Genomic DNA, 26,998 nt, shown 5'->3' with positions numbered 1-26,998 from the left:
CTGGTAAAATTGCTTTATCAGTAATAATTTACTAAAGTATGTCTAAAATCATGTTAAATGTTATCAATGAAATCATCTCGCAGTTCTTGTTCAATCTCGTCTTTAAGATAATGAATTCGATCTTCAACACATTTAATATGCGCAAAATAATCCAATAAATCAGGTAAAGATTTAATCATTGTCAATAAATTAATAGAGTAATCAATCTTTTTCTGCAACACAGGCACTTTACTTCCTGTCCACTCCTCTACCCTATCGAAATTTATATCATTCAAGATCTTTACGTCATTATTTAAAAGCAAAAAAGATTTTAAATGTTCAATAAACCTATGTCGATCCACCCTATAGATAACAGTTAATAAAAGTACCATTTGATCATGATTACTGTTGTATTTTTGTATATAATGATGGAAAAAATCGTTCCTTTTTAATTCAAAATTTGAATCTTGTACCTGAAAGATAAAAATACGACAAGCACTCTCATCAATTGATAGATATTTATGTTGTTTTAAACATGATAAAAATAGTTCTTCAATTATTCTTTTATAATCTAACAAAGACCAAATTGGATCTAATACTAGGTTTTCGAAAGGAAAATCACCTTCTCCAAAATTTAATCCAAAAAAACCATTTTCCACACATTCAATTACAAATTCTGGGGCATATTTTAAGACAGCCTCCAATTCTTTACCATCATGATCATAATTTTCGCCGTAATTTACTTTCAAATAGAGATATGCTGTTTTAAACAAATCGATGTGATTTTTGAAATATGACGTACACTCCTGACAAAATTCATAACCTAAATAAATACTAAATTTATTACTTTTTTTCAAAAGTATGTCAGTCAGATAAGTAATAATATTATGGCCAATTGCGTTGCTATTATTATCCCGCAATTTATATTCTTTAAACACCTCTTTATATCGAGCATAATTTGCTATATTTATAATCGGTAATGGAGTAGAAGAATTTTCAAATATATCCATTAAGAGTTCTAAACACTGCAAGTCAATTAATTCATCTGAAATATTATCCAATAAAATAATCGTCCAATAATTCTTGCTTTCAATACTATAACAACTAAATATTGTAATCAATTCTGCAACAGAAAATATTTTATCCTGTAAAATCCGAGAAATCACCCAACTTTGTAAAGTTGACACAAACTGCCCCTCTCCATATAATTCTAATGCTCTTTTTAAATGAAGTGGATTTTTAATAGCTCCAAAAACTAACGATAGAGCATTCTGAAATTTCCATATTGACGTCTGCTGCTGTTGATCATATAAATCATCTACTCCATAAATAAACTGCTCTAATTCAACCCATTCCACCTTACCAGAAACTATTGTTTGAATTTCCAGACTTTTAAGTTCTGCAGCTTTTACTCTATCAATTGCCTTTCGCTCATAACTATAATCGAATAAATCGGCTAGATTCATAATATCAGATTCGACCCATAGTTTCCAGTTTAAGGGATAATCACCCTGTATCTTTTCAATTTTTATTGATATCTTTTTAACAAAACTACAATGAAAGTAATTTTTTTTACTTAATTTATCATCAATCAAACTCTTGTAAATAGGTAGCTCATCCTTATAAATATTATCATCAATCTTAGCTCCTGGTTCTATTATTTTTCCCAGAAGATTATTCGTTAATGCATCATCGAAATCGAAATTTCGATATAAATAATCTAGAACCTTTCCCCTTAATGTCATCAATTGGTTATTATAATATAAATCAAAATTTAAAATTGTAAATTTTGATCCCTTACCAGATTGTATTTGACTGAAATGCCAACCTAAAAATTGTTCGCCAACTTTTAATAAAGTACCCTTAGCAATCTTACCTTCTATATTATCGTTGTCATATTTTGACAAACCGTCAATTAGTAAATGTTGTCGTTTAAAACCTCCGTGTATATCCTCTATTTTAATTTTAAAATAATCATCAATATATTTCAGAAATTCAGGCAATCTATTAGGCTTCTTAATAACTAACTCTATGCCTAATTTTACAGCAGTAAACATCAATTCATCAGGATGATTCCAATATTCAACAAGTAGGTCCAATGGCCTCAAAGGACTGAAGTGATGGTTACGTTTATAAAGAAATGATAATTCTGCTCCCTGCTTTTCTTCACCTTCATTAAGAATATCAGATTGTATAAAAATCAATGTATCATAACTTAAATAATACCAAAATGTGGAGTAAAACTTATACTTGCTGTCGTCGTCACTAAGCGATTTTGACACAATATCTAGATGAGGTTTTACCAAATCACTTACATGTTGGTATGAAAAAGTATTATTAATATCGACTAAGGAAAGTTTGATCCTATAAATATGGCTTCCCATAAAGGCTAAGATCCATTTTGCATAATCAATAGTTTGATGTTTTTTATCCACGAAACATCTATAAAATGCATAAGTACCAAGTACTTGATCTGAAACCTTCACTAGATTATTTGAATGCAATTCAAGTAATTCATGGTAATGTAGAGATTCAATATTTGTCCAGATATCATTCCAATTCAGACCAAAATCAGTTTCCAATATTTGTTTCTTTTTGGTATCATTTCTATCTAGAAAACCAAAAAAGTAAATAATAGATAAGACTTGCATTGCTATAGATTGAGAAAATGAATCCAATTCATTAGAAATTTTTTCGAAATAACGCTCATATAACGTTACAGGATTTTCTAAATATTTAATGTCAGCATGCGATCTAAGTGAATTTGCGGCCATTAGTGCTACTCGTGCATTTCCTTTTGATAGACCTATTATCTTCTGTCTAATTAAATAATGATTTGCCAAAGGTGGAATAACCGATACAATTATTCTTTTGATGTCTTCTTCCGAAAAAAAAGAAATATACACTTCTTGAAATCTTATATTTGACAAAGAATTCATTATCTGTCCTTTTACATAGTCTCGTACAGTAATAATCAGTTTAATTTCAAAGTTTTTGGGCTTTTGGATAAAGTCAAGAAGATACTCAACATTCTTAAGGGACTTATTGGCATCATCAAAAAGTATTATATAATTTTTCCCATTTTGAAAGAGATATGTAAAATCATCCCATAGTGGAACTGCGGAACCTTCGATAACAATTGGTACATAATCTATTGAGAAATGTTGTAATATTTGTATAGCTAACTTAGACTTTCCTGTTCCTGCAGCACCAGTAAATAATAGGATATCATTTCTTTCTAGATATCCAATAGACATCTCCAATTCCTGATCGCGCCCTATAAAAGGGTTAATTAGGGATGGTTGTAAACCTTTAGTTGTTTTAATTAAATAATCTTGCAGATTAAAGATATTCCCCTTAATGGTGATAATCCGCAAATAATTTTGACAAAGTATAGGGTAACTGGATATTTCCAATGGAAGATTCTGGATATTGAAAATTTCGAGTTCTGTGTTGTGATTAATAGAACTTACTAATTTTCGTAAGATTTGGTCATCATCAGCACTTATCTTTTCATTGCAAGCAATAATAATTTTCCCTACTTTATCTATCGTGATCTTGGTTTTATTTTGATCAAAACAATGTTCAATATCGTCCTGTAGCTTATTGATAAAAGTTTTTGAAGTGCCAACTTTCTGCAATGTTGTACACTCAACAAAGACATATTTATCTCCATGAATAAAAAATGAATCAGGAGCACCTTTACTTGTCTTCTCCTTACCTACCACAGAACCAGGTGCCCCGATAAAATCATAACCTTTTAAAAATAAAAAATGATTAATAAGATCTTGAAAGTTTGCCTGGTTAATAGTTATAAGTGCACCTTCAATTTGTTTAACAAAATTCATAACTTATTTTTACATTATCATTTAAAACCATTGTTTTCAATTTTTAATCTAAAATCCCGATCCTTTTACAAGATAATAACACTAAATCAAGGGTATGATATGGATTAATTTCTACAATATCACTTTCACTTGACTCTTCAATTGTAGCTTTAGAAAAAGAAAAGGATACACAATCATAATCATAGATCTCTTTTGTATTAAAATGAATATACGCTTTAACTAAGCTGCTGTAGGAAACTTTATTTACATGATCTTCCCAAGTTCTCTTGAAACCATGATCATTATGTATAAGAAATGGAATACACATAGAAATAACCTCAGTGCCAAAACTATTTCTATAGCTATTATTGCGAGAATGAATTCGATTTCTATCATATAAGCTTGCTAAAACATTCAATTTCTCACTTAAAATCTCTAAACTGGGATAATATCCTAATAATACTTGAAGCAAAAATATAACGGGATAACCTTTAGCGGACAACTTTAATCGCGAACTTGAAATATTTATTTCAATGTCTTTAATATCGACAGAGGAGACTTGTATAAGTGATCGTAAATTAAGTTGGCGATTATTTACTAAACTAATGAGAATCCATTCAAAAACAGCACTTATACTATGCTGAAAGATGTCGTTTTCTTCAAAACCCTTAACTTTACCAAGTATGTGATGAACATGATTATTTATAAATATCCGGTTATCAAAATCAAATGGTTGTTGTGAGTAAAATTTATCTAAATAACCTTTAAAATCCACTCCTGCACCATATTTATGTCGGTATATTTTTCTAATATTCTCAATATCACAAACAAATAGAATTCGGTCAAATCCAAACTTATTATAACTTGAACTATGTTCACCAATATTTTCAAAATGTGTAGAAAAAACATTGAATAATCGAAAAATATGATCAGGATCTAATCTATCCAAATCATCTATTACTAGTATAACAGACTTATTTGTGTTTTCTTTTAACCTGTTTACAAATTTTTTTGTCATTTGGGATATAATATCCATTTCAATTGCAGAACCTGGACTATTAATGAGTTTATCAACAAATGCATCAATATCCTTTACCTCATTTAGTTGTACCTCCTGATGAAACGCTTCAAAATCTTGAATTGTTTTTTTCATTGCTTCAAGAAAACCCTTTGCAGACTTCCCAATGGATCCAAAGCATCCTAGTATATTTTCCAGCCACGGTACAAAATTCATTTTATCCCTAATGAATAATTGAGCAGTAAGTATCTTACTAAAATCTTCGTTTTCAAGATTGAGTTCATCTCCATAAAAACCAATTATCTGAGTTAGTATATCAAATTTGATAAGCTCAAAAACATCTTCATTTGAAGAAACAGCGTAATTAACTGGGTACAATTTAATAGTTACGTATTTGTCTCTCTGATCCTGAAATACTTTATCTAAAAAAGTTGTCTTTCCTTGGCCAAATGGTCCTGAAAATAATATTCTGTAGTTATTTTCTATTTCAAGGTGATTGTTAAAACTTTCTTCTAATGAACCTTGTGGTATCTTTAATATATCTGTTGTCTGCATTGTAGTGTTCATAATTATAAATTCACATCTCGCTAATTTTCATAGTGAAAAAAGAGAGATAAGTGTAAAAAGTATTCGATTTTTATGTTAATGATTGATATAACTCTATCGATCGCTTTAAAGAAAATCCTTTAGTTTTAGTGCTATAAAAAGCCTGACTAAATCGTTCATGTCTAAATCGAAGTGAATGAGCGGCTTTTTCATCTTCGAAACTTGCTGCTATTGATATAACCTTTTCAGAAACTTCTAAGAAGAATATTTCATCATTTTCCGAAAGAATTTGCAACCAACCAAATATTACTTCATTGACATGACCTGTTTCAAATCGTTCTGAATATAACTTTCGTTCGTACGATTTTACCAAGGCCTCAAGCAATAAATTTTGTACAATATCTTTTGGCAATAATTTTAGGCCCTCTGTAACTGTCCCCCAATCATCACCAATAAATGATATTCCTTTATTTAAAAAACAGTCATGCCAGTAACAAAATGCATCAATATAACCAAATGAAATTAACTCCTGAGCGACTACCATTTTTGAAAATGACTCTTCACTTTTATCAAAATAACTTATTAATAACGCTTTAACATTATCAGGAAAATCTGTCTTTAATTCTTGAACTAAATACCAACCCCAAGAAATTTTAAAGCTCCACTTATCTTTATTTTCTTGAAGTACTAAAAAATGTAAAAAATCAGAAGATTCACCTCCAAGTTTTAAATAATGTTTTGTTAACTCTATTTTATCCGAATCGGAGGCATTTAATAATGTTATAATCAAGTTAAATATGTCGGGCAAAATTTCTGCGAAACCAAGATCAACACATAATTTTATATGACTGTATAAAACATATCTTGTTAAAGCTCCTTGCTGTATATTCTCAATAATGGTAGTTTTTAAAAGTCCTTTATCTTTTACACCAGAACTAACCATAAGTGACAAAGATCCTTCTTCATCAAAAAAACCAGAATGATCTGCAACAAGCAATTTTAACCATAAATGGTCTGAAAGTTTTAAATTTAGTAATTGAACTACCCTTAATACAATAGATTGCTCTTCTTGAACCGAAAAACTACCATCATGGTTATCAGTATAAGTTTTCGTAAAATCTAATGTTGCAACTTTATTAGTACACCAATTTTCAATAAAATCCAACAGGCGAGCATCTAGTACAGATTTTTTATTCTCATCCTCTAATAATTCGATTATACACGATACCCTAAACCACTCCCATTCTTGATTTGTATACTGCCTACATATACTTCGAAAAGTTCTTCCCGGCCCATTAAAGGAGACATATTTTTGAATGGCTTTATATGCAAAGGAATCACTGTAATGAGAGAGCTTACCTTCATACAAATCATTATCTTCTATTTTCGTAACTTGATCCAAGTTAAACAAAACCTGTATCTCAGCAAATAAACTTTGCTTGTCTAATAAAATTTCAATGTTTTTAGCTTCGATATATTCCTTAATCGTAACATGGTCTGGGAAATAGATATCATCGTCGGTCTTAATTTCAACAGCAAATTGATTTACAAGATTATCAAAATAGAAACTTATCTCTTTATTATTTATGGTGGACCAGTACAAATAATTTCTCAATTGATTGCTGGCAATATGTTTATCAAGATATTCATTAACCAAAAAATCACAATTATCTTTATCTAAAAAATGGCTTAAAACAATAACATCAGGATTCCACTTATAAAGGCTGGTAAATATTCTTTGGGAAATATTTACTTCCTTAAAAAATATGGCAAAAACTGATATCAGATTCTTATTACTCCATTTAAAGGCAATCTTTCTAAATAGCTTATATAATAAGAGAACAATTAATTCATCTTTATAAATTACCGCATTTTCTAATATCTTAGCAATATGACGCTCTTCAAACTGAAATCCTTTAGAAGATGATGTCTTTACTCTTTTCGGATTATTTATCAAGTAGTGTAAAGTTTTGACTATTGAGGTCTTAGTGTCAAAGCGTGAAATGAGTTTTCGAAGAAATTCATTAACTCCTCCATAAACTACCTCCTTCTGCCCCTCTTCAAAAACTATGATGCTTTCAATAATATAATCAGCATACTCATTATAATAATTTGTTCCATTAAGTAATTTTATACTGGCTTTTCTTATGTAAAACCCGGTTCCTATTTTTAGATGAGACAGTATATTTTGAAAATCTACTCGATCTGTTATTCCCAAATTTAAAAAGACTGAAATAATCTCACCCTTGATAAAATCATCATAAATATCATCCGCTAAAAACTTCAATAATGTTGACCTAACTATGTCTTTTACAATATATGGTTTGTTCACTTTACCAATAAGATGAAGTGCATCATAAGCATGATCACCCTGTAAGGTGCCTGACAACTCTTGTAAAAGAAATTGTACTACATTGGCGTCTACTTCTACAAAAGTAGCCAATTGCTCTAAATTTAATTGCTCTGACACACGGAATGGTAAGCATTTTACATCCTTGTAATTGTACCAAATCTTCTTAAATATGGATTGTCTTTTTTCTTTTGTCAACCTATCTCTTTCAAATCGAATTAAAGCTTCAGGTTCATTTTTTATCAACCAATCTAAAAGTTGAGTAAAAAGAGTGGATTGTGGTTCAAGAATTTCAAATAGAAGAGATACGGTATTCAAAAATCGAGATGCAATCTTAGTTTTCTGTCCATCAATTGTTATCGCGTTGATAATTTTATCTATGGTGCTAACTGCCAATGCTTCTGCTGTCAAATATTCCTGAATATTACGATGTTCAAAAGACCATGAGGCATTCTTCGTCATCCGTTTGCTGACCGCACAAAACTTACTAAAGTTATTACGGCCCTCTACTTTTGGAATAATTTTTTTAAGTTCAGTATCTGGAAAATATGTCCAACTCATCGTAGTCATGGAAAATGCTACTTTCTTAGCTAACTGGAACAATACGTCTATTAATGAATTATCGCGATATCTTATACCCTCCTCCTGCAACCTTTCAAATAAAATATCTTTAAGTAATTCTCCTTTTGTTTTTGGAAAATCATTTCGTTTACCCACTAAGATTTGTTTTTGTATTTTCAATAGTCTAGATAAATAGAATGGATTCCCAATGTAATCGGAAAATCCAATTCGTTTTATTTCAGTCCTAAAAAGATTTAATTTTTGCCCAAGAGATTTTATTAGAAAACTCTCAATATCTGAACTTGTTAATTCATCCAAGGTATAAAAGTCAAACCCTCTAATTTGAGAATGCTCTCCTGGTGCTAAGAAATTAAATCGCGACGATATAACAACATTTACTTCGCTATTATCTTGTAAAAAACTATTTAGCGAGTTAATAAATGGTTGAAAGTAATCTTCAATAATTTCATCCAATCCATCAAGAACTAAAAGTAATCTGTGTTTTTCTATATTTCCCCAGTTCTGTCCAATTATTTCAAATAGTATATCGCTTATTGATTGACCATTATAATCTCTTAAGATAAAAAGTACTGGATATAAAAAGCAATCTGTACTTGAACAAGTTGCAGATAATTGACTGAGCTCTGACGATTTACCATAACCTGCCATACTAAGCAAGGCAATTCTTTTACCTTGATTAGTAATTCTATTATTGTTTAAAAGAGATAATAGGCTAATACTTTTAATTTCCTCTAAACTATTATGACTGGATACGGTACGATCAACAAGTTCTAAATTAACAGCGTAATCCTTTTTCGGTATTTTATTGAGACTTAAAATATAGTCCGACCAAATATTTCCATAAAATGCGATCGCTACCTCTGAACCGAAATAACGATGAACAAGTGCAATGTAGCTTGAGACATGACTAAACTTTCTAAAAATTACCGATATACCACCTTCATCCCAAATTTCTAAATCAATATCATATACTCTTAACTTTTGGCGTACTTGCTCCAATATGCTTTCTTGTCTTTCAGTTTTACCTAAATTCTGATTTGTACAGATAATAAATCGTTTTGTGTCGGACACAAATTTACCTTCAAGAAATAAGTCGACAATGTCGATTATTTGCTTTGGACCTAGACTCTCTACTAGCTTACATTGTATTACAACCTTTTTGGAAGTTTTTGCTTCAATAGCATACACATCGATCCCGTCTTGCTTACTACCTCTTGAAAGATAATCTCTAGATTCGATTACCTTTTCTTGTAAGCCTAAAACATCTTGAGAAAAAGTTTGAAACATTTCCCAATCAAGAACCTCATAAATAGGTAGTTTACTTAAAGCTGTTTCAGCAATTATAACTTTTTTCATTCAGTATTATTAATGCCTATGCAAAAACAGTAGATCAAATTTTGGGCATAAAACATGGTCAATTAATTAATTCACTTCTTGTCTCTAAAATACGAGTTTAAAAATTAATCAGGTCAATTAATTGACCTGATTATTAACATATTTAGGCGATCTTCTTAAACTCAATATCGACCTGCTCAATAGCAGCTTTAGAATCCTTAAATGCAATTGCTATCCGATCTGCTGCATACTGTATCCATTGATAAGAATGTTCTGCTGTATTATAAACATAGATTTTCACCATACTGGAATCATTAAGCTTCATATACTTGGCAATCCAATATTGTTCGACAGGAATACGCAATGTACTTGCAAAATTGTACTCTTGTTCTGTTAAAATCACTCCACAGTATTGCCCCTCTTTATTTTGAAAAATAGCGCAGCTTTGCCCTCCTATGGAATTGTTATTTCCCATGTCAATTTTTATGATGGAGAAATTCTTTAAACATTGTAGTCCTTCTTCTTGTATGAAATCTTTGAAATTGGACAATACCAATTGACAAGCCTCTCTCCTTTTAGCATTTTTAACATTGTTGGCAAACTCATCGCACAGCCTTATATCTAATAGATAAGAAGCATCTTTGAATGTCACATTACCTTTAGCATAGGATAAACAAATCTCTTTTGTGACTTTATTGAAGCCACCTCGCATAAAGCCCTTTGCTTTTAAAGCTTTTGCCATTTCCTTGGGATTTTGAGATGCAAAATCCAGTTGATTACTTGATAATTTCAAAGTTTCCTCCTTTTTAAATTGTTAACGATTGAACCTGTTCCGCAAGTAAGGCATGCAGTGTCCCCTTTCCCTCAAAACCTAGTTTTAAGGAATAAGATGTATTGTTTAGATACGTCATTTAATGAAATAAGAGTCAAGAGGTTACTCAACTCTCTTTATTTAGGGAACCAAACCAATTGTCATTTTTCAAAAAGTATTTTCATATAATATTTTTATTATACTACTATATTTATACCTTTGAAATGTTATTTGAGACAAGGTCTGAACCTGTTCCTTTCATAAAGCCACATTGGCGTGTGGCTTTATTTCTTTAACAAAGATCAAAATTATATTTCGAAGCTTTAATTTGACTTATCCACAGTGGTGGAAAAAAGTGATCAATAAATGGGTTTTAGCATGCACAATATATGTATCACACTGGTTATCAATATTAGTTTAATGTTGATAACTTTAGCAAATAACTATTCAGACAAGAAAATTTACTATTTTTATTAGATATATTTTAGCTTTATGTAGCTATTAAAGTCACTTTATATCGGAATAAAGGACATTTAAGAAAATTCTATATTAAAATATTTCTTAAACAGCCTTTAATCATTTTTAATACTAATCCATTAGAAAAAATTTTGCTAGCAGTTTTGCATAAAATTTGCTATATTGAATTAAATAAATCAAATAGTGCTAGCAGAAACATTAGTTTTGTTACTTTTGCACTGCTTTTTAAATATCAATAAATATCATGAGTCAACAAGATTACATAAAAGACATTGCGCGGTTTGGGTTGGAAAACGACCAGGACAAGCTATTGTCTACGTTGAACGAATTTATTGAGCATAATAAGAGTACCAAAAAGATAAATTTTGCCTTGCAATTGCAATCTCTTTTGAAGGACTCGATCCGTAAGCAAAATAATCAATTGATGAAGGTAGGCTCTCCTACTCACTATCAGAGTTTACAGGATAGAGAAACGGATGAGCTGATCCTTGAGAAGTTGACTTCGGACTATTCGCTGAAGAATCTTGTATTGACTGAACAGGCGCATGATCAACTTGCTAATTTCTTGGAAGAACATCAGCAGAGCGAGTTATTGAAGAAGTATAATCTTCCGATCTCGAATAAGCTATTGTTACACGGTCCTTCGGGATGTGGTAAGACTTTGGCTTCTTATGTAATAGCTGGTGAACTGAAGAAAATGATGATCGTGGTCAATCTTGGTGCTATTGTTTCTTCTAAGTTAGGTGAAACCAGTAAAAATCTTGCAAAGATATTTCGTAAGGCTGCGCAGGAAGATTGCATCATATTTATCGATGAATTTGACTCTCTGGGTAAAGTGCGTGACTACAGCCAAGATCATGGTGAAATGAAACGTGTGGTGAATACCATTTTGCAGCTTTTTGACTACCTACCTCAAAGCAGTATGGTCATAGCTGCTACAAACCAAAAGGAGATGTTAGATGAAGCGCTATTGCGTCGATTTGACTTGTCTATCTCATTGGAGCTGCCGGAAAAGGAACAAATCGAAAAATTGATCAACCTTGTACTAAAGGAAGACCAGTTTGGGTTTGACAAAAAGGTATCACTCACTAAATTGATTGAGAGTGCTAAAGGGCTCTCCTACTACAGCATACAGAAAACATTGATCAACGCGATAAAACGGAGTTTGTTTGCTATGAAAACAGTCAAGGCGCTGAAACCGAAAATAGATACACAGATCTGGAAAGATCTGCTTGAAGAAGAAAAAAAAGCGTTGGCAGTTTAATAACTACCGACGCTTTTTTTATATTTTAATTCTATTATTTTAATACTTAAGCTTCTGCTTCCAAATCTTGATCTAAATCTGCCAAATTATTAGTAACAACCTCTGTTTGGTTATATGCTTGAAGATTATCATAGAGGTTTGCACCTTCAATTTTCGATTTGTCCTCTATAAATAAAGCTAGGGAGAATGGATGCTCTTTTGTGATCCTAGCCCACTCTTTCAAATCAACTGGTAAATTTTCTTTTACAGCACATCGTATTACGATAGCAAGTTTATTACCAATTTTTTTGATATCATCCTTGCTCATGGTTATTGAATGCTGTTGTCGATTTGACAACGGTTTATTTACTAATGGAAAAAAGTCTTCTGACCACTCTTGAATTGTTGATTTAACACCTGCTTCTTTTTTTCTTACTTCACCTTTCAACCTATTAAATTCTTTATTTTGTTCTTCACTCAGTTCACGATTATTTTTTCGTTTCTGGAGTTCAAGCATTTCATCCGTCCAATAACGCTCATAATGAACATGATCACGATCGGCTAAAATATCTGCCAATTCATCTAATGAGTCCTTCACAATAGAATTTACAAAGTTGAAGGATATATGTAGGGGGTTATAATCAACATGATTGCCCCATGCTGGATTAGCCTTGAAACATAATGTGGCTTTAATAGCTAATCGTTGACTACCATCTCCTTCTAATAGATATTCGGGAATATGCAATAAAATAACTTTGTGTTGATCTGGTTGAATGATATTTTCAATAAGCACGGATACCGTATCATTTTTTGAATATAACAATCGCTCAACATTAGGCTTCCCATATCCGGAAAGATTTTGATGAAGATCTTTTGCTGAGATTACAGCCTTTGAAATACTTGCTTTTTCACTTTTAAACAATTTGTTAAAGTCTTTTCTAAATATATCTTGGGATAAAATATCTTTTCGTTCTGCTATCATTTCATCCAAATAGGATGATGAATAGCTTTCAGCAGAATTAATCAATAAAGCTTTTACTGATTGAAGTGCAAGATCTGGATATATATTTAATAATTTGGCTGCAAGATTTGCTGCTAAAGGAGCGGCCAAACTAGTCCCGGAGTCAAAAGCATAAAAGTCTGTACCAACGTCGCCAAATCCAACCACCTGCATACCTGAGCTTGAATCCAACAGATCTCCACCTGGCATAACAATATCGGGTTTAAAGAGATTCTTGTTGCTGTGGTTAATACTTAGCAGTCCACCATTAATAGGTTGTTTGAAATCATAATGGTTCTTACGTGAATAATATGCTGGTAAATTTTTATCCCAACTTAAATGAGGTTCTGTGTCCGCACGATAGTTTTCTGCTAGTGCTCCAACAGTGATATTATTCATACTTTCAGCCGGTGTACATATATTGGTATGTACGCAATTGTGATATTCAGTGTAATCTTCTGGTGGATTGTAAAAGTGATAAGGATAATCATGGCGTTTACTAGGTATTGCTTGCAATGAGTTGATATCATCATAAGGCATATTCCCTGCTGCGATAAAAATTAATATATCCAATTCGTAAGTCAATTTATCTAATAAATAGGCAAAGTGAGATGGAGATTCGTTATACTGTTTACCCTTAGTGCATACTGACAGGTTAAATAGACGTATCCCGTGCTTTAAATGGGCTTCCCGAATTGCTTCTACAACATTAAGAACATCAATGTAGCCATCCATACTTTCCAATATCTTGATTGAAAAAATCTTAGCATCTGCTCTTAACTCTCGTTGTCCTGAGAAAAAAGCTTCTCCGACTGAAGCTAAACTCGCAACAACAGTTCCATGCGTATGGACAGCATGATGTCCATTTCTTGTTGGTGTAATATCTAATTGATCATCGACTATTACCGATCTCAATGGATCAATTTTTCTTACGCCATTATCGATAATACCAATGATAGTATTTCGATCGGCAGGAGTTACATTAAAACCCCATGATAATTCCTCAAAATTATACTGATCAGGTCTGACCACTGTACTACGTAATGAATGTGCTTGAGCAAGTATGTCAAAATTATTCACCAGTGTTTCTAAAGCTCCTTCCTCAATGCCATTTAATTGGAGTACTTTCGCATTATAAAGATCAAATTTAAAATCTATCAAAGTTCCCTGATCTTTTAATTCTTCTAATTTCCCTATTAATAACTGTTTCTGTTGATCATATTGATGTATGATCTGTGTTGTACTATTAATTAGCTCAAAAATCACATTAGTATTGCAGTAATTTTTAATATCACCAGCTGTATGGTACTTAATATCATAGATTGTGGTCATAATAGCATAAGGAGTGTCTTTTGGATTTTCTTGGTGGCTACTATTGATGTATTGATGTAATAATTGATCAAATATTTTAAATTTTTCTTGATTTTCTACTGCAAATAAAACAGTGCGATTAAAATCTTTCTGTAAAACTGCTGATAATCCAAATTGTGCTAGAAATCTTGTCTTCGTATCAAATAGGACACCATCACTAAATGGAATCAGAAACTTAATCTCAACAATTTCTATTGTTGCTAGATCCAATGTTTTATTTTCGAGTCGAGCTTCCTTATCCTGTATTAATTTGCTATAGGACGCATCAAGCTTCTCTTTATGTCTTCTATAAGATTCAGGATCTTTATCTTCTAACTCGTTCTTTTCAATACCTCGAGATTTATCAAATTTTTGGACATGTCCAGGAATATTCCTTAAATAAAGATGTGGTAATTTTTGGCTCATAATCAGTTTACTTGGTGGCAATTACTAATTTAAATAAATTTACTATCATTTAAAAACTATATAATTTTTCATCTCTAACAAGAAGGTTATAAACAATTTAAAGAATTAGGGATTTAAAAAAATGAGACAGGGTATTTACTTACATAGCAGATTAAATATTATCAAATAAAACCACCACTTAAAGCTGATCTTAGTGGTGGTTTTCTCTGTTAAAATACGTAACCTAATCTTAATCCTTGGGTTTATGTTTGTGTGGTTTTAAAATTGGATGTTTAGGTTTTGACTCGGCTATATAGGGCTCTTTATACCTCATCCATATTTTGAACAATGAACTTTCTTAAATCCATCGTTAAATCAAAATCATTGGTGATTGATTTTACTAAATCAATATAATGACGAATGCAATCTCGCAAGTGGGATTTGTCCAAATCGGCCATACAATATTCTAACCAAGCCGGTGCATAAAACCTACTATATTGAACTTAATAAACTGAATTGTGCTAGCAACAGCATTAGTTTTGTTTCTTCTGCACGCTTTTTTTTAAAATCAATAATTATCAAGAGTCAACAAGAGTATACAAAAGACATTGCGAGATTTAGGTTGGAACAAACAAAAAAAGCAGTATTTCATTTCAATAATTCTATAGCCTTTTCAAATATTAGATCCTTTTTCTCAATTAATTCATCCATACTATTTTCTACAAAAATATCTGGTTCAATACCAATAATTTGAGTTTCTTTTTTACTAGGAAAAAGAACTCGGATACTTGAATATCTAAAATTTACCCCACTTCCTCCACCAACAACAGGAATTTGCAGTACATTTCCATTAGCTCCAGCAGTATTTCTGCCTACCAATATTGTATTCTTGTTGGTTTTTAATTGCAGACTCATAAATTCAGCATTGCTTATAGATGATTCAGATATAAGAACTATAATCTTTTTTCCTTTATCGTAAACTGCATCGACAGGAGTATGCATGAAAAAACTTTCTAAATAACCTGGAACTTGCGTAGAACGTTGTAGTAGCGAAAACGGCACATTAGGTGGAACTAGGTTACTTATATCCAAATTCATCTTTGGATATTCTCTCAGATCTATTACTAGCTTACTACTACTTTTTAACAGTTCAGCATCGAAAGAATCTTTTAAGTAAGTTGGATTGATATACAAAATATCTTTTTTAACATGAAAAAAACCCGAGTTTTGACGTGCCAATTTTATCGTTTGTGTTTCGGAATTAGTAACTTTAAAGGAAGATTTATAGTACTCCTTTTCATATATAAATGCTTTATTTTCTGTTGAATTATTTTTATTCTTTACTTGAACAATTACTGAATCTGATATCGCTATAAAATCCAACATTTTATTGTTGTTAATGAAATAATCTTTCATTTCACGTCTCTCATCAGCAATATAATATGCAATCTTTTCATATCGATCTTTCATAGAAAGACCATTAATTTGTATAATTTCATCACCCACAGTGATGTTAGTTCTCAATGAAAATAAAGAATCAACATTTGATACATAAAAAGAGTTTTGATGTTTAACTATATGTACAGGTAGAGGTTGGACCGGTTGCTTATTGATGTAAAATAAGGCTTGAATTGGAGATATTGGCAATGGACTGTGTCCGTCACTTATAGATGCATTCAACCTTAACAGAGCTAAGCCATAATCATTTGATGTATTGGCACCTATAAATATTGGAATCAATTCAGTTAACTTTTTATCCCAATCTTTTAAAGTATATTTATAAGGTGCATAATACTTGATAACATTATGAAATCTAAAAAGAGTTAAAAGTCTCTCATAGACATTGGGTAAAGAATTAGAATGTATAGGATCTTCTACAAGCTTAATTGTAATGTTATTATATTCCTTTGGTGTTTTAATATATTTGTTTTCAAAAGGAACATATCTATTCAACATTTTTAGTAATGTATTCTTTTTCTCTTTATCTACAGCTAATTTATCAATCCAATTATGATCAATGTTCACGCCATCTAAGTCCTTTAATACAGTTGTTTCTGCGTTCTCGATATTGGATAAATTCATCTTTGACTCCTTTATCAATTGGTTAAAAGACATGTTAATATCTTCTCCAGATTCTATATGCTTAATTCTATCAATTAAAATTTGATCCCAATCAACATTATATTTTGAAATACCTGCACAATAATATTTTAACAAACCCCATGTAAGTGATAAATCAGTAAGCTTAGAGATAATTGAAGATCCCCCCCTATCATTTCTTAAAAACTTTTCTTTCCATCCTTGAATAAATTCACCCTCAGTAATTGAGGTTTTTAGCTGAATTGATTCACAATTGATCTTGCCTTTAGATAAAAAATGTACAGCAAGAGAATCCAATTTTGAATCAACTGGTATTAAAAGTTCAAAAGATGTATTTTCATTTAAAGTAATCGATTTATTGTAGTAGATCTTTGCAACCTTATTATAAAGACCTATAGCAATAATCTTAATTTGAGAAGAGCTATCTACGTGCAAATTTTTAAAATCCCCTTTTACTTCAATTTGCCCACGCTCAAAATCCTTGAACTTTGATTCTTCCTTAAATGACATAGAAGAATCTGTATCAATATTTTTTAATGTCAGTACATCGTAAGCTACTGGAGAATATTTACTGTTAATTTCTTTACATACCCAACCTGAAGTCGATCGAATCTCTTGGCATAGAGTTACTGTGCCAGTATAAATCAAGAGTAATAATAGATATATATATCTTATGTTTTTCATTTAATTTTACTTAAACGTATATAATATTTTTCTAGAAAATTACAAGCTTTCAACTCTTCAATAACGTACTCGAGTCACGGCAATATCCCGCATTCTTAAACGTAGGAAGTATCTGCACGCTTACAACTTTTGTAATACCACATGGATCTGTTCAAAAGTGAGATCTGGCAGCCCCTGCTTAAGGATACTCAATAATCGGAAATCAAGCCTTTGACTATTTTACGACGATGGAAAGGCTTTCAATACTTTTATTCATTATTGTCTGTTTTTAATGGGTGCTTGATAGCAAAAGCAATCTGTGCCTCGGTAAATTTCGATCTTTTCATCGTTTTTCCTCCTATTTAAAATTAGTAATTCTGGTCCGAATTCTATACTTTTAAAATGTCCAATTTTTGGGAGGAGGTCATCTGGTAGACTTACCTGTTTTTCAGACAAATTAAAAATGTTAAATTAGTTTGTTTTATATTATGAAGAAGAGCAAGTTTTCAGAACATCAAATCATCAATATTCTCAAGGAATATGAATCAGGAAAAGCTACCAAGGATATTTGTAGAGAGCATGGAATTTCAGCTCCTACTTTCTATCAATGGAAGCAAAAATACGGAGGTATGGATGCTCAGCATCTTAAAGAGCTAAAGGCTCTTCAAGAAGAAAACTCCCGTCTAAAACGAATGTTTGCAGACTTAAGCCTAGATCATCGTATTTTAAAAGATATAATAGAAAAAAAGCTCTAAAGCTCTGTGAACGTAAGGAACTGGTTGATGGGGCAATAGATGAGCAGGGAATCAGTATTCATAGAGCCTGTAAGATTGTTAGCATGAGTCGCAGTATGTACTACTATACGCATAAAAAGGACGATCAATCTGTTATATCAAAACTAATAGATCTTGCAGCTAGAACAAGTATAAATAGAAAAAGCTTTGGATTATTTAAAAATACTTCCATAAATGCTAAGACACCAATAACTAACAACCATACACCATATGTTAATAAAAAGACTTTATCTTTTTTTAAAGCAAAATAGAATATTGCGACAAAAAGTAAGGTTAGTAAAAGAAATAATACGGCTAGCATCTTACAACGGTTTAATAATTTATTATAATTAATATATTCCTAAAAGTAGTAAGATAAAGTATCTAAAAAATTGATCTATGGCAATTAATGAAATTAATTAGCAAATTTCTTTACGAATCCGACTTAATGAGGAATTTGTTATCCCCAGATAACTTGAAATATGCTTTAAAGGTATATTGTGAATAACGTCTGGTCTTTCTAAAAGTAATTTTAAATATCTATCCTTTGCACCATCAGTTATGATTGCCAGTTTGCGTTTTTGAGCTATAGCATATGAAGACACAAGTCGATTTCTGCATTCATTTCTGAATTTTTCAATTTGATTAAATAATATTTGAAAATTTTCATAGTCTATTTGCCAGCACACACAATCACTGAGAGCTTGAAAATTTTCCAACGTTGGATTTCGGAGAAAAAAAGAAGGCCAGTCAATAACAATATTTCCAGGAGTATAAAGTTCTGTTGTAACATCATTACCTTCGTGGTCATATACATACGATCTAATATGACCAGTTTCCAAAAACCAGTAAACAGGAACAATTTGACCTTCTCGTAACAAAAAATCATCCTTTAAAAATTTGACCTGCTTAAACTTTGATATTATATGCAAGAGATCGTTATCAGAAAAATTCTTTTCGTCAAAAATATTTAGGATAAAATGGTTCGTAATCATTAATAATAGTATAATTAATTTTAGTACAAGCTGCAAATATTATTTTAAAATTCCATATGGTTGATAAAATTTCATGGGTAGGAATTTTTAGATAGCATTAAGATCTCTTGTAACAGGTTTCGCGAATATCACTCTTCTGGAGTGTAACTGTCCTACCAAGTACATATTGATCAGATTTATAACCTACGTCAATAATATTCGATACCTTAAGTCGAATTGATCGCAATGATAAGTTATCATATAATTCTGATTATACGGGGAACCGTAAATTAAAGGAAAAAATCTTTATCGATCCATATAGTTTGATTTAATAAATAGTATAAGTTAGGTTGTACAAAGTGTTAATTCCGGAGTTCTCAATATTACCACAGATTAAAAATATTCTTGATCTATTGACTTAAATTATTGATCAGTTTTAGTAGTTTTAGGGAACTAATCACCAACGTTATAAATTGTTAAAATGAGTGCAAATGTACCTATTGTTAGAACAGCATCGTGGCTAGCGGTTATAGTCATCATCCTCGTATGGATTATTTTTATGGCTATTTTTACATTTTTTTTCCAAATTGACGGTATTTACATCTGCTCTATCCTATTTTTTATATTAATGGTGTCATTACAAAGGCTAATACCCACTAGTCTTATAAAGGGAATGAAAGCGATCAAAAAAAATGATTTCAAGACAGCATTGGAATTCTTCAATCAGAGTGGCGATTTTTTCACACAATATGACTGGGTAGATAAGTACAGTGCGATCACACTACTGAGTGCCGCAAAAATGTCTTATCGAGAAATGTCTCTTTGCAATATGGCATTCTGTTATTCGCAAATAAATGAAGGTGAAAAAGCAAAGGATCTTTATGAACAAATCCTGAAAGAATATCCCGATAACGGTATTGCTTATTACAGTTTAAATTCAATTAATACTTTTTCAAACAAAAGTGATTAACCAGTTCAAAAACAATATGATATTCTTATAAGAATATTGAACGTTAAGCAAAAAAACATGAAACAGCCTCTAAATGAGATTTATATACTGGAATCGGATCAAAAATTTGATGAGGCATTTTCTCTTTACAAAATACTTCTAAAATCAGAACCACTTAATTTTGAATATTGGAAACATTACTTCTTTTTTCTTTGGTCAATGCTTGAGGATGGTATTGAAATTTTTTCAACCTTAAAAAACGAAGAACTGCATAAAGAGTTAAAAAAAGAATTACAATATGGACTTGATAATTTTGAAAACATAGCCGAATTTAATCTTATTGCAGGTTATACAATTTCTATCTTTCCTTATGAATTTGGAGACTAAACGGAACTAGAAGAAGTAGGTAAAACATTACTAAAAAAAGCTACTGAAATAAATCCTCAAAATTTAATTTTCAAAATGATCCTGTTAGGTAGTTATGAGAAACCTACACATAAAGAAAAACTCGAATATGAAGATTTGAAGCCAAAAGTAGCTAAATTGATTTTAGACCTATATTCGGAAAAGAAAGGACTTTTAAATGAATACTTCGTACAGCTATTTACAAGAAAATAAGACATTTCTGGATTTATGGTTAGGCTTCCAATAGATCATGTATCCACGGCCATCGCGCAGGCTGCTATTATATAAACTCCAATGACAACAAGACTTATGTGGACAGAAAGATAAAACCCAAGGTACACTCGTACCGGCTACGATACATGCCCTTCTGATTCGAACCAACTTGGTTACCTTATAACCTGCTTTATACTTTTTGTCCTGATCCTATTGACTTGAAATAATTGCTTCTGCTTTAATAAAGAAGTAATAGTGTTGTAAAAAGATCGATTCTCTTGATCCAATTTGTTGCCGCTGTTAAATCCTTTCTACTTTGTCATGAATATCTGCATTGGAGTTGTTACCTTTGAGTGTAGACAGTTTGCTCCTTACTTGTATAGTAGGCGAAATTTTTGTCTATCGACTTCTTTTATAAACAATATTCGTAGAATATGAAAAACTCTGTACCCAATAGTGTCGAACTAATTGATAAACATTTAGACCTGTTTTTCGATGAAAATGATGACATTGTCGTCTTTGATGAAATTGAATCAGATGTCATTCATAGAGATGTGTATTTTGTAAAAGCAAATGAAGACAGGCCATATCATATTTTGTTAAGTTGTGGCATGAGCGCTTTGCCCATGAAAATTCCTGAAGACATTGATTCCTCTCCTTATGCTGAGGTCATGATTTTGTTACCTAAAGAATGGAACTTAGAATATGACTCCTTTAAGGATGAACGAAATTATTGGCCAATTCGCTTGATGAAAGAAATAATGATTTTGCCTCATCCTGATGAAACTTGGCTAGGATTTGGCCATACCTTTGCTCATGAGGATGATGAGGAATTTGCGGAGAGAATTGGTTTTAATTCGGTGATGCTTGCAAATTCTATGGAGCTACCTGACGATTACACACAGATCGAACTTGATAATGATGAGTTCGTGACCATTTTTACTTTAATTCCGCTTTATAAAGAGGAGCTCAAATTTAAGAAACAAAATGGCGCCACCGCTTTATTGGAGCGCTTTGACCAATTTGGGGTTGAGGAAATCGTGAAAGTTGGCAGACCAAATATTTGTGCTTAAATATATGCGGAAGACCATTTGTATAAGATAATTCTGTAAATTATAGGATTTAAAACACTGTCTTTGCACCATAATTTAGTTTTACTAAAACAAACTGTAGCATTAGCCTCTTGTGCGGAGCCTACTATTTGCCTACTGTTTCTATAGAAAACTTTAGGAAAAAAGTAGACATGTCCCGAAACTGTAACAAACAAAGGGGAAATAAAATGTAAAAATGCCATAAAAAAACCGCTTGGAATCCCAAACGGTTCTGTATATTTTAGAACGATATTCTATTTAAGTTTTTCGATCTCTTCAATGGAAAGTCCGGTAGCCTCAGCAATTTGTTTTACTGATAAACCTATCTTTGTAAGTTTCAAAGCTGTCTCCATAGCTTTCTTATGCTCCCCCCGGGCTTCAGCACTTACAACTGCTTTTTTAGCTTCTTCCAATTGCTTTTCTAGTCCTCCCAATTGTTCCTCTAATCCTTCTTGATACATCCGCACTGCTTCAGCATCCCACTTACGTTTTAAACTAATATCATACATAGTCCGTTCCTCCTTTGTCAATTTTGCGTAGCTGGCCAACTGAAAGAAGCGCTGAAATACTGCCGATTTCATAATCCTTGGCAAGGTCTTTAACGTAGACATATTCTTGAGCATAAAAAATACTTTATCCAGTTCGTCTTCAACCTCAGCTTCGCTTTTAACAAAGTTAATAATTTCTAAATAGATAAACCCCAAACCCTCGTAAAAAATTTGTCCTGAATCTCTATTACACAGGCAGGTATCGTGAAAATAGGTTTTATGATCACCTCCCGGCATATGAAAACCGTCCATCAGGACAATGGTATAAACCTCGGGAATGGCATACCCCCAGGCTTTACGGTTTCCTTTGGGTGCTGTGTCTGAAATGACCTTGCTGGCATAATACAGCATACGTTGCTTCAGGTTGATCTGTGTACTCGTCTGCATCTCGATGATGATCTCTTCTCCTGTACTGGTTTGGACTACAAGATCAAAGATAACTTTACCGATCTCTTCAGTTGCTCCGATACGCTCAGTATCCCGATAAGTAAGATCGGTGATGGTCTTTCGACCACGAAAGATGATGTTTAGAAAGTTGATCAGGTTGACTTTGTCTCCAAATAACCGCTTGAATCCTTCATCGGTGGTTGGATCAATAAATACGGGTTCTGCATGTGCTAACATAATTTTAGGATTTACTTAAATAATCTATTACATAAATCAAATATGATAAAAACTAAAAATATTAGCCGGTTATTAAACGTTTGTAGTCGTTTCTAATCGTTTGCTGTCGGCTAGCACAAATTGGATCAATATTTCGAGATACAATAGAAAAAAGAAAAACCGCGTCTCGCGATGCGGCTCTGACTAAACATATGCATTCTAACTTAACTTACTTATACGTGTTGATGGATTGGGATACTTTCTAGTTGCCTCCATCATTGACCAATGTGATTAAATCGGTCTTGATAAATCCTTCAAATTGTTGTGTTACTTTTGCTACCATATAGTCACTTGACTGCTCAACAATGGTAGTGCTTGTTTTACAGTTCAACTACTCTCCTTTTTGCTTTTTCAAGAAGGAAATTACTTCTGAACGGCAGTTGGTCTTTTCCGAACAAGATAAAAATAGAAAAGTTTGCTTCCATCCATATCACCGAATAAGAATGAGGAGGCAGATTCCTGCTTTCTAGATCGTAATTTCTTTTCAATGTTCCTTAATTCTGATATTATTTTATCCATAACATCTTAATTTTGGGGACTAGATAATAGATCACTGCACATAAACTTATAAATCCAATGAATGATACCAAAATGTATGATTTTAAAAAGAGGACTCCTTCTCCATATGCATCTTGCATAATTAGAAATGGATAACAATACACATTTAAATAACTATATTTCCACGCTGTCAGGAAAAAAGAAAAAAACAATAGCATCAAAAATGGTAAAACCGTAATTAAAAAATTATTAAAAAAGATGTTAATTAATATTTGGATACTTAAAATGAAGAAATTGACAATTATAGAGGCTATTGCGAAGAATATGATAAATGTTGGTTTATAAAGTATAAATTCGGGAATATCATAGATTGCTCCAAAAGTGTATCCAATAATCAATAATAGTGCAGTTGATGTTACAATGCAGAAAAAAAAGGAAAAAACAAAGTATCAATTGTTTAGATAAATAGAAATTTCTAATTTTTAAAGGTAGAATGATATGACTTCTAAAACCATGGTACCGATGTTCGGAATCAAATATTACGAATGGTAATACGATCGCGTACAGAGAAAATAAAAATGACAACATCACAATGGAATCTTTACAAAGAATAACCCAAACATCATAGCCACTTTCACTTACTTTCAAAAGACCTTCTTTTTGATTGAAAAAAATAACTAAAACCAACATTAAAGGCAACCACAAACTCACTAATAACAACTTGTTACGTGTTATTTTATAAAAATCGGCGACCAATATATTTTTCAGATTAATCATGTGGTACAATTTTGAATTTCGAAATACAATTCCTTTAACGAATAGGTTTTTTCTTCTAATATATCTTCACATATAAAGAAGTCCTTTTTCACATTTATTACTTTAATCTCATTGGTTTCTTTTTTTCTATAAAAAGCTTCACTCTTCACCAATTGAAGGTTTTTAGGATGATCTGCTATTGTAGTTATTAAAAATGAGTTTGAATGCTCTTTTGAGAAAGTTAGAATTAAAGAACCGTTTTTGATCATTAAAAATCTAGTACAGAGTACTTCCAGTTCGTTGAGGTCATGACCCGAAATAATTATAGTTAATCCCTTCAGTTTATTCAGTGATAAAATTTTACTGGTCAAAAATTGACTATTAATCGGATCAAGAGCAATCCATGGTTCATCTAAAAATAAAACTGACGGATCATTAAGCAGGGCTATAACAATACGCAATCGCTGTTGATATCCTGAAGAAAGCTGACTTACTTTAAACTTTGTATATTCAGTCATACCAAACTCATCTAAGAGATCAAGGCCATATTGGATAGGCACATTTAGCAATTTGCAGTAATAATTAATGTTCTCGACTACGCTTAGCGTTCCATATGTTGCAGAACGATCCAAGACAGCTGCTATATTCGACTTCAATTCTATTAAATTCTCTTTATTGTCATACGACTTAAAGAAAACATTTCCGGAATAATTTGAGTAAACACCTGTCATTATATTGATCAATGTTGATTTTCCAGCACCATTTTGGCCAATTAGACCGACTATATCCCCTTCTTCCACATGGAAGCTTATGTCATTTAATATTTTGTTTTTCCCAAAAGAAAAACTCAAGTCTCGAATATTATATATATTTCCCATCAATAATGTGTTGGAGTCATGTGTGGAATGAAAATAAAAGCATCAAATTCTTTGAACCAAAAATTTTCCAAGTTGTTAAATCCTAAAAATCGCATTACACTTGATTTATTTTTCAAAGCATCATTAGTGTAGAAAATAGTTGCATCAGAATGATTGTTTTTCAAGAAATATTCAACAGTAGTACTAGTCGCGGGATTATTTCGCTGAATATTACTAGTAGCAATATTAGTTGAATAACCGTCATAAGAGGTTGTCATGATGGTAAACATTTCGTCTTTAAATTTATTTTTAAGGTAATAACCAAGATTCTTACCAAATTTACTGGTATTTAAAATATGCTTGTTTGCTGACCACAAAACAAATTTTTCATCCGGAAATTGTTCCATTTGAAAAATGGTGTTTTCAAACATAACAGAATCACGGTAAGCATTATATTTATCTCCTTTTAGAAACATCTTTGCGTAGTAAAAATCATAAATATTCTGCAGGTATCTTATATACAGTTGTTGCTCCCCATTGGTTGATGTGAATTCGGAATTTATTAAATCAATAAGTAGTTTAATTTCCCGCAAACACGCCTCTCTATTCTTATCCATTTTACTTGATTTTGAATTGAAATAAAGTACTGGACCATAGCCATTTTTCAATGAATGCCAAAAATGACGATAGTGATATTGCTCAAATGATGGTATAGTCTTTAAATAACGAACCAAATCTTCATGAATTTTTTTCTGAGTAAATATAGTTGATATCTGAAAATCGATCCCTCGCACAATAAATGGATCAGAAGTTTTAGCAGATTGATATATATGCTGTCTTAATTCCTTTGTTTCTTTTGATTTAGCCCAAAATGGATTTAAGGCCACGCTGAAATCTATGTTTTGAACATTCCGTAAGCTTTCATTTAATCGATAAGTCGGATAAAAATTACTTTCAAAAAAAAGAACATTAAAGCCATTTTTTTTAAGGAACATGACTAATTCTGAATTAAGAGCCTGGGTAGCACCATCACCATGTTGCTGCTCACCAAGTAATACCAATTTTTTTCCCTTTAAGTTTTTAATCAAACTGGAATTTTCCAAAACATTGAAAGCGATCTTGTAATTTTGTAAAGAATCTGCAATAATACTTTGCTCGGTTGATTTGCTTTCTATAGATTTATTCAAATTCCAAGTAATGACACCGAAAACCGTAACTACTATTAAAAACAAGAAAACCATTATCAACAACAGATATCTAAACCTCATAAAAAATCCTTTGTATCAAATCTTGTGTTTCTTGCCGGCCTTTACCTCCCAAAATTTTCTTTAAAACTTCAAACGGAACTTCTACATCTTCATCTGAATTAATTTTATCGATGTTATATCGATAGGTGCGACGACATTTGTCATACTCAATCGGAAAACCTAGTTCTTTCATCTCTGACAAGTTTTTCAAAAGAGCAATAAGAGATAAACTCATCTTTTGTACAAAACCTACGGGATCCCCGGTCCTTTTCTTCTTGATCAGAAAATGTATTCTACTCATCCTACTTATATAACTATACAAGCTCATATTTCACAAA

At 31.6% G+C, this 26,998-nt stretch carries 18 protein-coding genes; 5 read left to right on the top strand and 13 right to left on the bottom strand.

Going from position 1 to position 26,998, the window contains the following annotated elements; genetic code table 11:
- Positions 1-53: 53 nt before the first annotated feature.
- The 4 genes from AC06G9_RS10585 to AC06G9_RS10570 form a co-directional block, all read right to left on the bottom strand.
- On the bottom strand, positions 54-3,827 hold the full coding sequence (locus AC06G9_RS10585; protein ID WP_480958107.1) for an nSTAND3 domain-containing NTPase: 3,774 nt from the start codon (positions 3,825-3,827) through the stop codon (positions 54-56).
- A 43-nt stretch (positions 3,828-3,870) separates the two neighbouring features.
- Complete coding sequence (locus tag AC06G9_RS10580) at positions 3,871-5,391, bottom strand: P-loop NTPase fold protein (RefSeq protein WP_480958106.1); 1,521 nt, start codon at positions 5,389-5,391, stop codon at positions 3,871-3,873.
- A 70-nt stretch (positions 5,392-5,461) separates the two neighbouring features.
- The gene (locus AC06G9_RS10575) at positions 5,462-9,658 is read right to left on the bottom strand and encodes an NACHT domain-containing protein (protein ID WP_480958105.1); all 4,197 of its coding nucleotides are present in this window, start codon (positions 9,656-9,658) and stop codon (positions 5,462-5,464) included.
- Positions 9,659-9,800: 142 nt separating this feature from the next.
- Positions 9,801-10,430 carry a hypothetical protein gene (locus AC06G9_RS10570; RefSeq protein ID WP_480958104.1) on the bottom strand — a complete coding sequence of 210 codons (630 nt, stop codon included), beginning with the start codon at positions 10,428-10,430 and terminating at the stop codon, positions 9,801-9,803.
- 739 nt (positions 10,431-11,169) lie between these two features.
- Between AC06G9_RS10570 and AC06G9_RS10565 the strand changes: the two genes are divergently transcribed.
- Positions 11,170-12,189, top strand: coding sequence for an AAA family ATPase (locus AC06G9_RS10565; RefSeq protein WP_480958103.1), 1,020 nt, complete (start codon positions 11,170-11,172; stop codon positions 12,187-12,189).
- A gap of 46 nt (positions 12,190-12,235) precedes the next feature.
- Here AC06G9_RS10565 and AC06G9_RS10560 read toward each other — a convergent pair whose 3' ends face one another.
- Both AC06G9_RS10560 and AC06G9_RS10555 read right to left on the bottom strand, forming a co-directional pair.
- Positions 12,236-14,944, bottom strand: a complete 2,709-nt coding sequence (locus tag AC06G9_RS10560) for a S8 family serine peptidase (protein ID WP_480958102.1) — start codon at positions 14,942-14,944, stop codon at positions 12,236-12,238.
- A gap of 627 nt (positions 14,945-15,571) precedes the next feature.
- On the bottom strand, positions 15,572-17,707 hold the full coding sequence (locus tag AC06G9_RS10555) for a S41 family peptidase (RefSeq protein WP_281047191.1): 2,136 nt from the start codon (positions 17,705-17,707) through the stop codon (positions 15,572-15,574).
- 467 nt (positions 17,708-18,174) lie between these two features.
- Between AC06G9_RS10555 and AC06G9_RS10550 the strand changes: the two genes are divergently transcribed.
- Positions 18,175-18,441: a transposase gene (locus AC06G9_RS10550; protein WP_206367827.1), complete on the top strand. Its 267-nt coding sequence runs from the start codon at positions 18,175-18,177 to the stop codon at positions 18,439-18,441.
- A gap of 124 nt (positions 18,442-18,565) precedes the next feature.
- Here AC06G9_RS10550 and AC06G9_RS10545 read toward each other — a convergent pair whose 3' ends face one another.
- Both AC06G9_RS10545 and AC06G9_RS10540 read right to left on the bottom strand, forming a co-directional pair.
- A complete protein-coding gene (locus AC06G9_RS10545; protein WP_480958101.1) occupies positions 18,566-18,781 on the bottom strand; it encodes a hypothetical protein in 216 nt (71 codons plus the stop codon).
- 97 nt (positions 18,782-18,878) lie between these two features.
- Positions 18,879-19,454: a Crp/Fnr family transcriptional regulator gene (locus tag AC06G9_RS10540; protein ID WP_480958100.1), complete on the bottom strand. Its 576-nt coding sequence runs from the start codon at positions 19,452-19,454 to the stop codon at positions 18,879-18,881.
- 460 nt (positions 19,455-19,914) lie between these two features.
- On the opposite strand from AC06G9_RS10540, the gene AC06G9_RS10535 reads away from it, so the two are divergent.
- From AC06G9_RS10535 to AC06G9_RS10525, 3 genes are all read left to right on the top strand, one after another.
- On the top strand, positions 19,915-20,403 hold the full coding sequence (locus AC06G9_RS10535; protein ID WP_480958099.1) for a hypothetical protein: 489 nt from the start codon (positions 19,915-19,917) through the stop codon (positions 20,401-20,403).
- 57 nt (positions 20,404-20,460) lie between these two features.
- Positions 20,461-20,769 carry a hypothetical protein gene (locus tag AC06G9_RS10530; RefSeq protein WP_480958098.1) on the top strand — a complete coding sequence of 103 codons (309 nt, stop codon included), beginning with the start codon at positions 20,461-20,463 and terminating at the stop codon, positions 20,767-20,769.
- 665 nt (positions 20,770-21,434) lie between these two features.
- On the top strand, positions 21,435-22,073 hold the full coding sequence (locus AC06G9_RS10525) for a suppressor of fused domain protein (protein ID WP_480958097.1): 639 nt from the start codon (positions 21,435-21,437) through the stop codon (positions 22,071-22,073).
- Between the two features lie 272 nt (positions 22,074-22,345).
- Here AC06G9_RS10525 and AC06G9_RS10520 read toward each other — a convergent pair whose 3' ends face one another.
- From AC06G9_RS10520 to AC06G9_RS10500, 5 genes are all read right to left on the bottom strand, one after another.
- Positions 22,346-23,263, bottom strand: coding sequence for an Rpn family recombination-promoting nuclease/putative transposase (locus AC06G9_RS10520; RefSeq protein WP_480958096.1), 918 nt, complete (start codon positions 23,261-23,263; stop codon positions 22,346-22,348).
- A gap of 241 nt (positions 23,264-23,504) precedes the next feature.
- Positions 23,505-23,633 carry a hypothetical protein gene (locus tag AC06G9_RS10515; RefSeq protein WP_262507189.1) on the bottom strand — a complete coding sequence of 43 codons (129 nt, stop codon included), beginning with the start codon at positions 23,631-23,633 and terminating at the stop codon, positions 23,505-23,507.
- A gap of 940 nt (positions 23,634-24,573) precedes the next feature.
- The gene (locus AC06G9_RS10510; RefSeq protein WP_480958095.1) at positions 24,574-25,434 is read right to left on the bottom strand and encodes an ABC transporter ATP-binding protein; all 861 of its coding nucleotides are present in this window, start codon (positions 25,432-25,434) and stop codon (positions 24,574-24,576) included.
- Positions 25,434-26,645, bottom strand: a complete 1,212-nt coding sequence (locus AC06G9_RS10505) for an erythromycin esterase family protein (protein WP_480958094.1) — start codon at positions 26,643-26,645, stop codon at positions 25,434-25,436. Before AC06G9_RS10505 ends, AC06G9_RS10510 begins: the two co-directional genes overlap by 1 nt.
- Before the next feature lie 25 nt (positions 26,646-26,670).
- The gene (locus AC06G9_RS10500) at positions 26,671-26,961 is read right to left on the bottom strand and encodes a hypothetical protein (protein WP_480958093.1); all 291 of its coding nucleotides are present in this window, start codon (positions 26,959-26,961) and stop codon (positions 26,671-26,673) included.
- Between the last annotated feature and the right edge of the window lie 37 nt (positions 26,962-26,998).

The organism is Sphingobacterium sp. MAE (assembly GCF_056711605.1).
Note: the sequence above shows the minus strand (reverse complement) of the source record. Positions and strands in the feature narration are given on the sequence as shown.

Coding starts and splice junctions, on each gene's coding strand:
- AC06G9_RS10585 (WP_480958107.1), bottom strand. CDS start 3,827: ATGAATTTTGTTAAACAAATTGAAGGTGCACTTATAACTATTAACCAG.
- AC06G9_RS10580 (WP_480958106.1), bottom strand. CDS start 5,391: ATGAACACTACAATGCAGACAACAGATATATTAAAGATACCACAAGGT.
- AC06G9_RS10575 (WP_480958105.1), bottom strand. CDS start 9,658: ATGAAAAAAGTTATAATTGCTGAAACAGCTTTAAGTAAACTACCTATT.
- AC06G9_RS10565 (WP_480958103.1), top strand. CDS start 11,170: ATGAGTCAACAAGATTACATAAAAGACATTGCGCGGTTTGGGTTGGAA.
- AC06G9_RS10560 (WP_480958102.1), bottom strand. CDS start 14,944: ATGAGCCAAAAATTACCACATCTTTATTTAAGGAATATTCCTGGACAT.
- AC06G9_RS10555 (WP_281047191.1), bottom strand. CDS start 17,707: ATGAAAAACATAAGATATATATATCTATTATTACTCTTGATTTATACT.
- AC06G9_RS10550 (WP_206367827.1), top strand. CDS start 18,175: ATGAAGAAGAGCAAGTTTTCAGAACATCAAATCATCAATATTCTCAAG.
- AC06G9_RS10545 (WP_480958101.1), bottom strand. CDS start 18,781: ATGCTAGCCGTATTATTTCTTTTACTAACCTTACTTTTTGTCGCAATA.
- AC06G9_RS10540 (WP_480958100.1), bottom strand. CDS start 19,454: ATGATTACGAACCATTTTATCCTAAATATTTTTGACGAAAAGAATTTT.
- AC06G9_RS10535 (WP_480958099.1), top strand. CDS start 19,915: ATGAGTGCAAATGTACCTATTGTTAGAACAGCATCGTGGCTAGCGGTT.
- AC06G9_RS10530 (WP_480958098.1), top strand. CDS start 20,461: ATGAAACAGCCTCTAAATGAGATTTATATACTGGAATCGGATCAAAAA.
- AC06G9_RS10525 (WP_480958097.1), top strand. CDS start 21,435: ATGAAAAACTCTGTACCCAATAGTGTCGAACTAATTGATAAACATTTA.
- AC06G9_RS10520 (WP_480958096.1), bottom strand. CDS start 23,263: ATGTTAGCACATGCAGAACCCGTATTTATTGATCCAACCACCGATGAA.
- AC06G9_RS10510 (WP_480958095.1), bottom strand. CDS start 25,434: ATGGGAAATATATATAATATTCGAGACTTGAGTTTTTCTTTTGGGAAA.
- AC06G9_RS10500 (WP_480958093.1), bottom strand. CDS start 26,961: ATGAGTAGAATACATTTTCTGATCAAGAAGAAAAGGACCGGGGATCCC.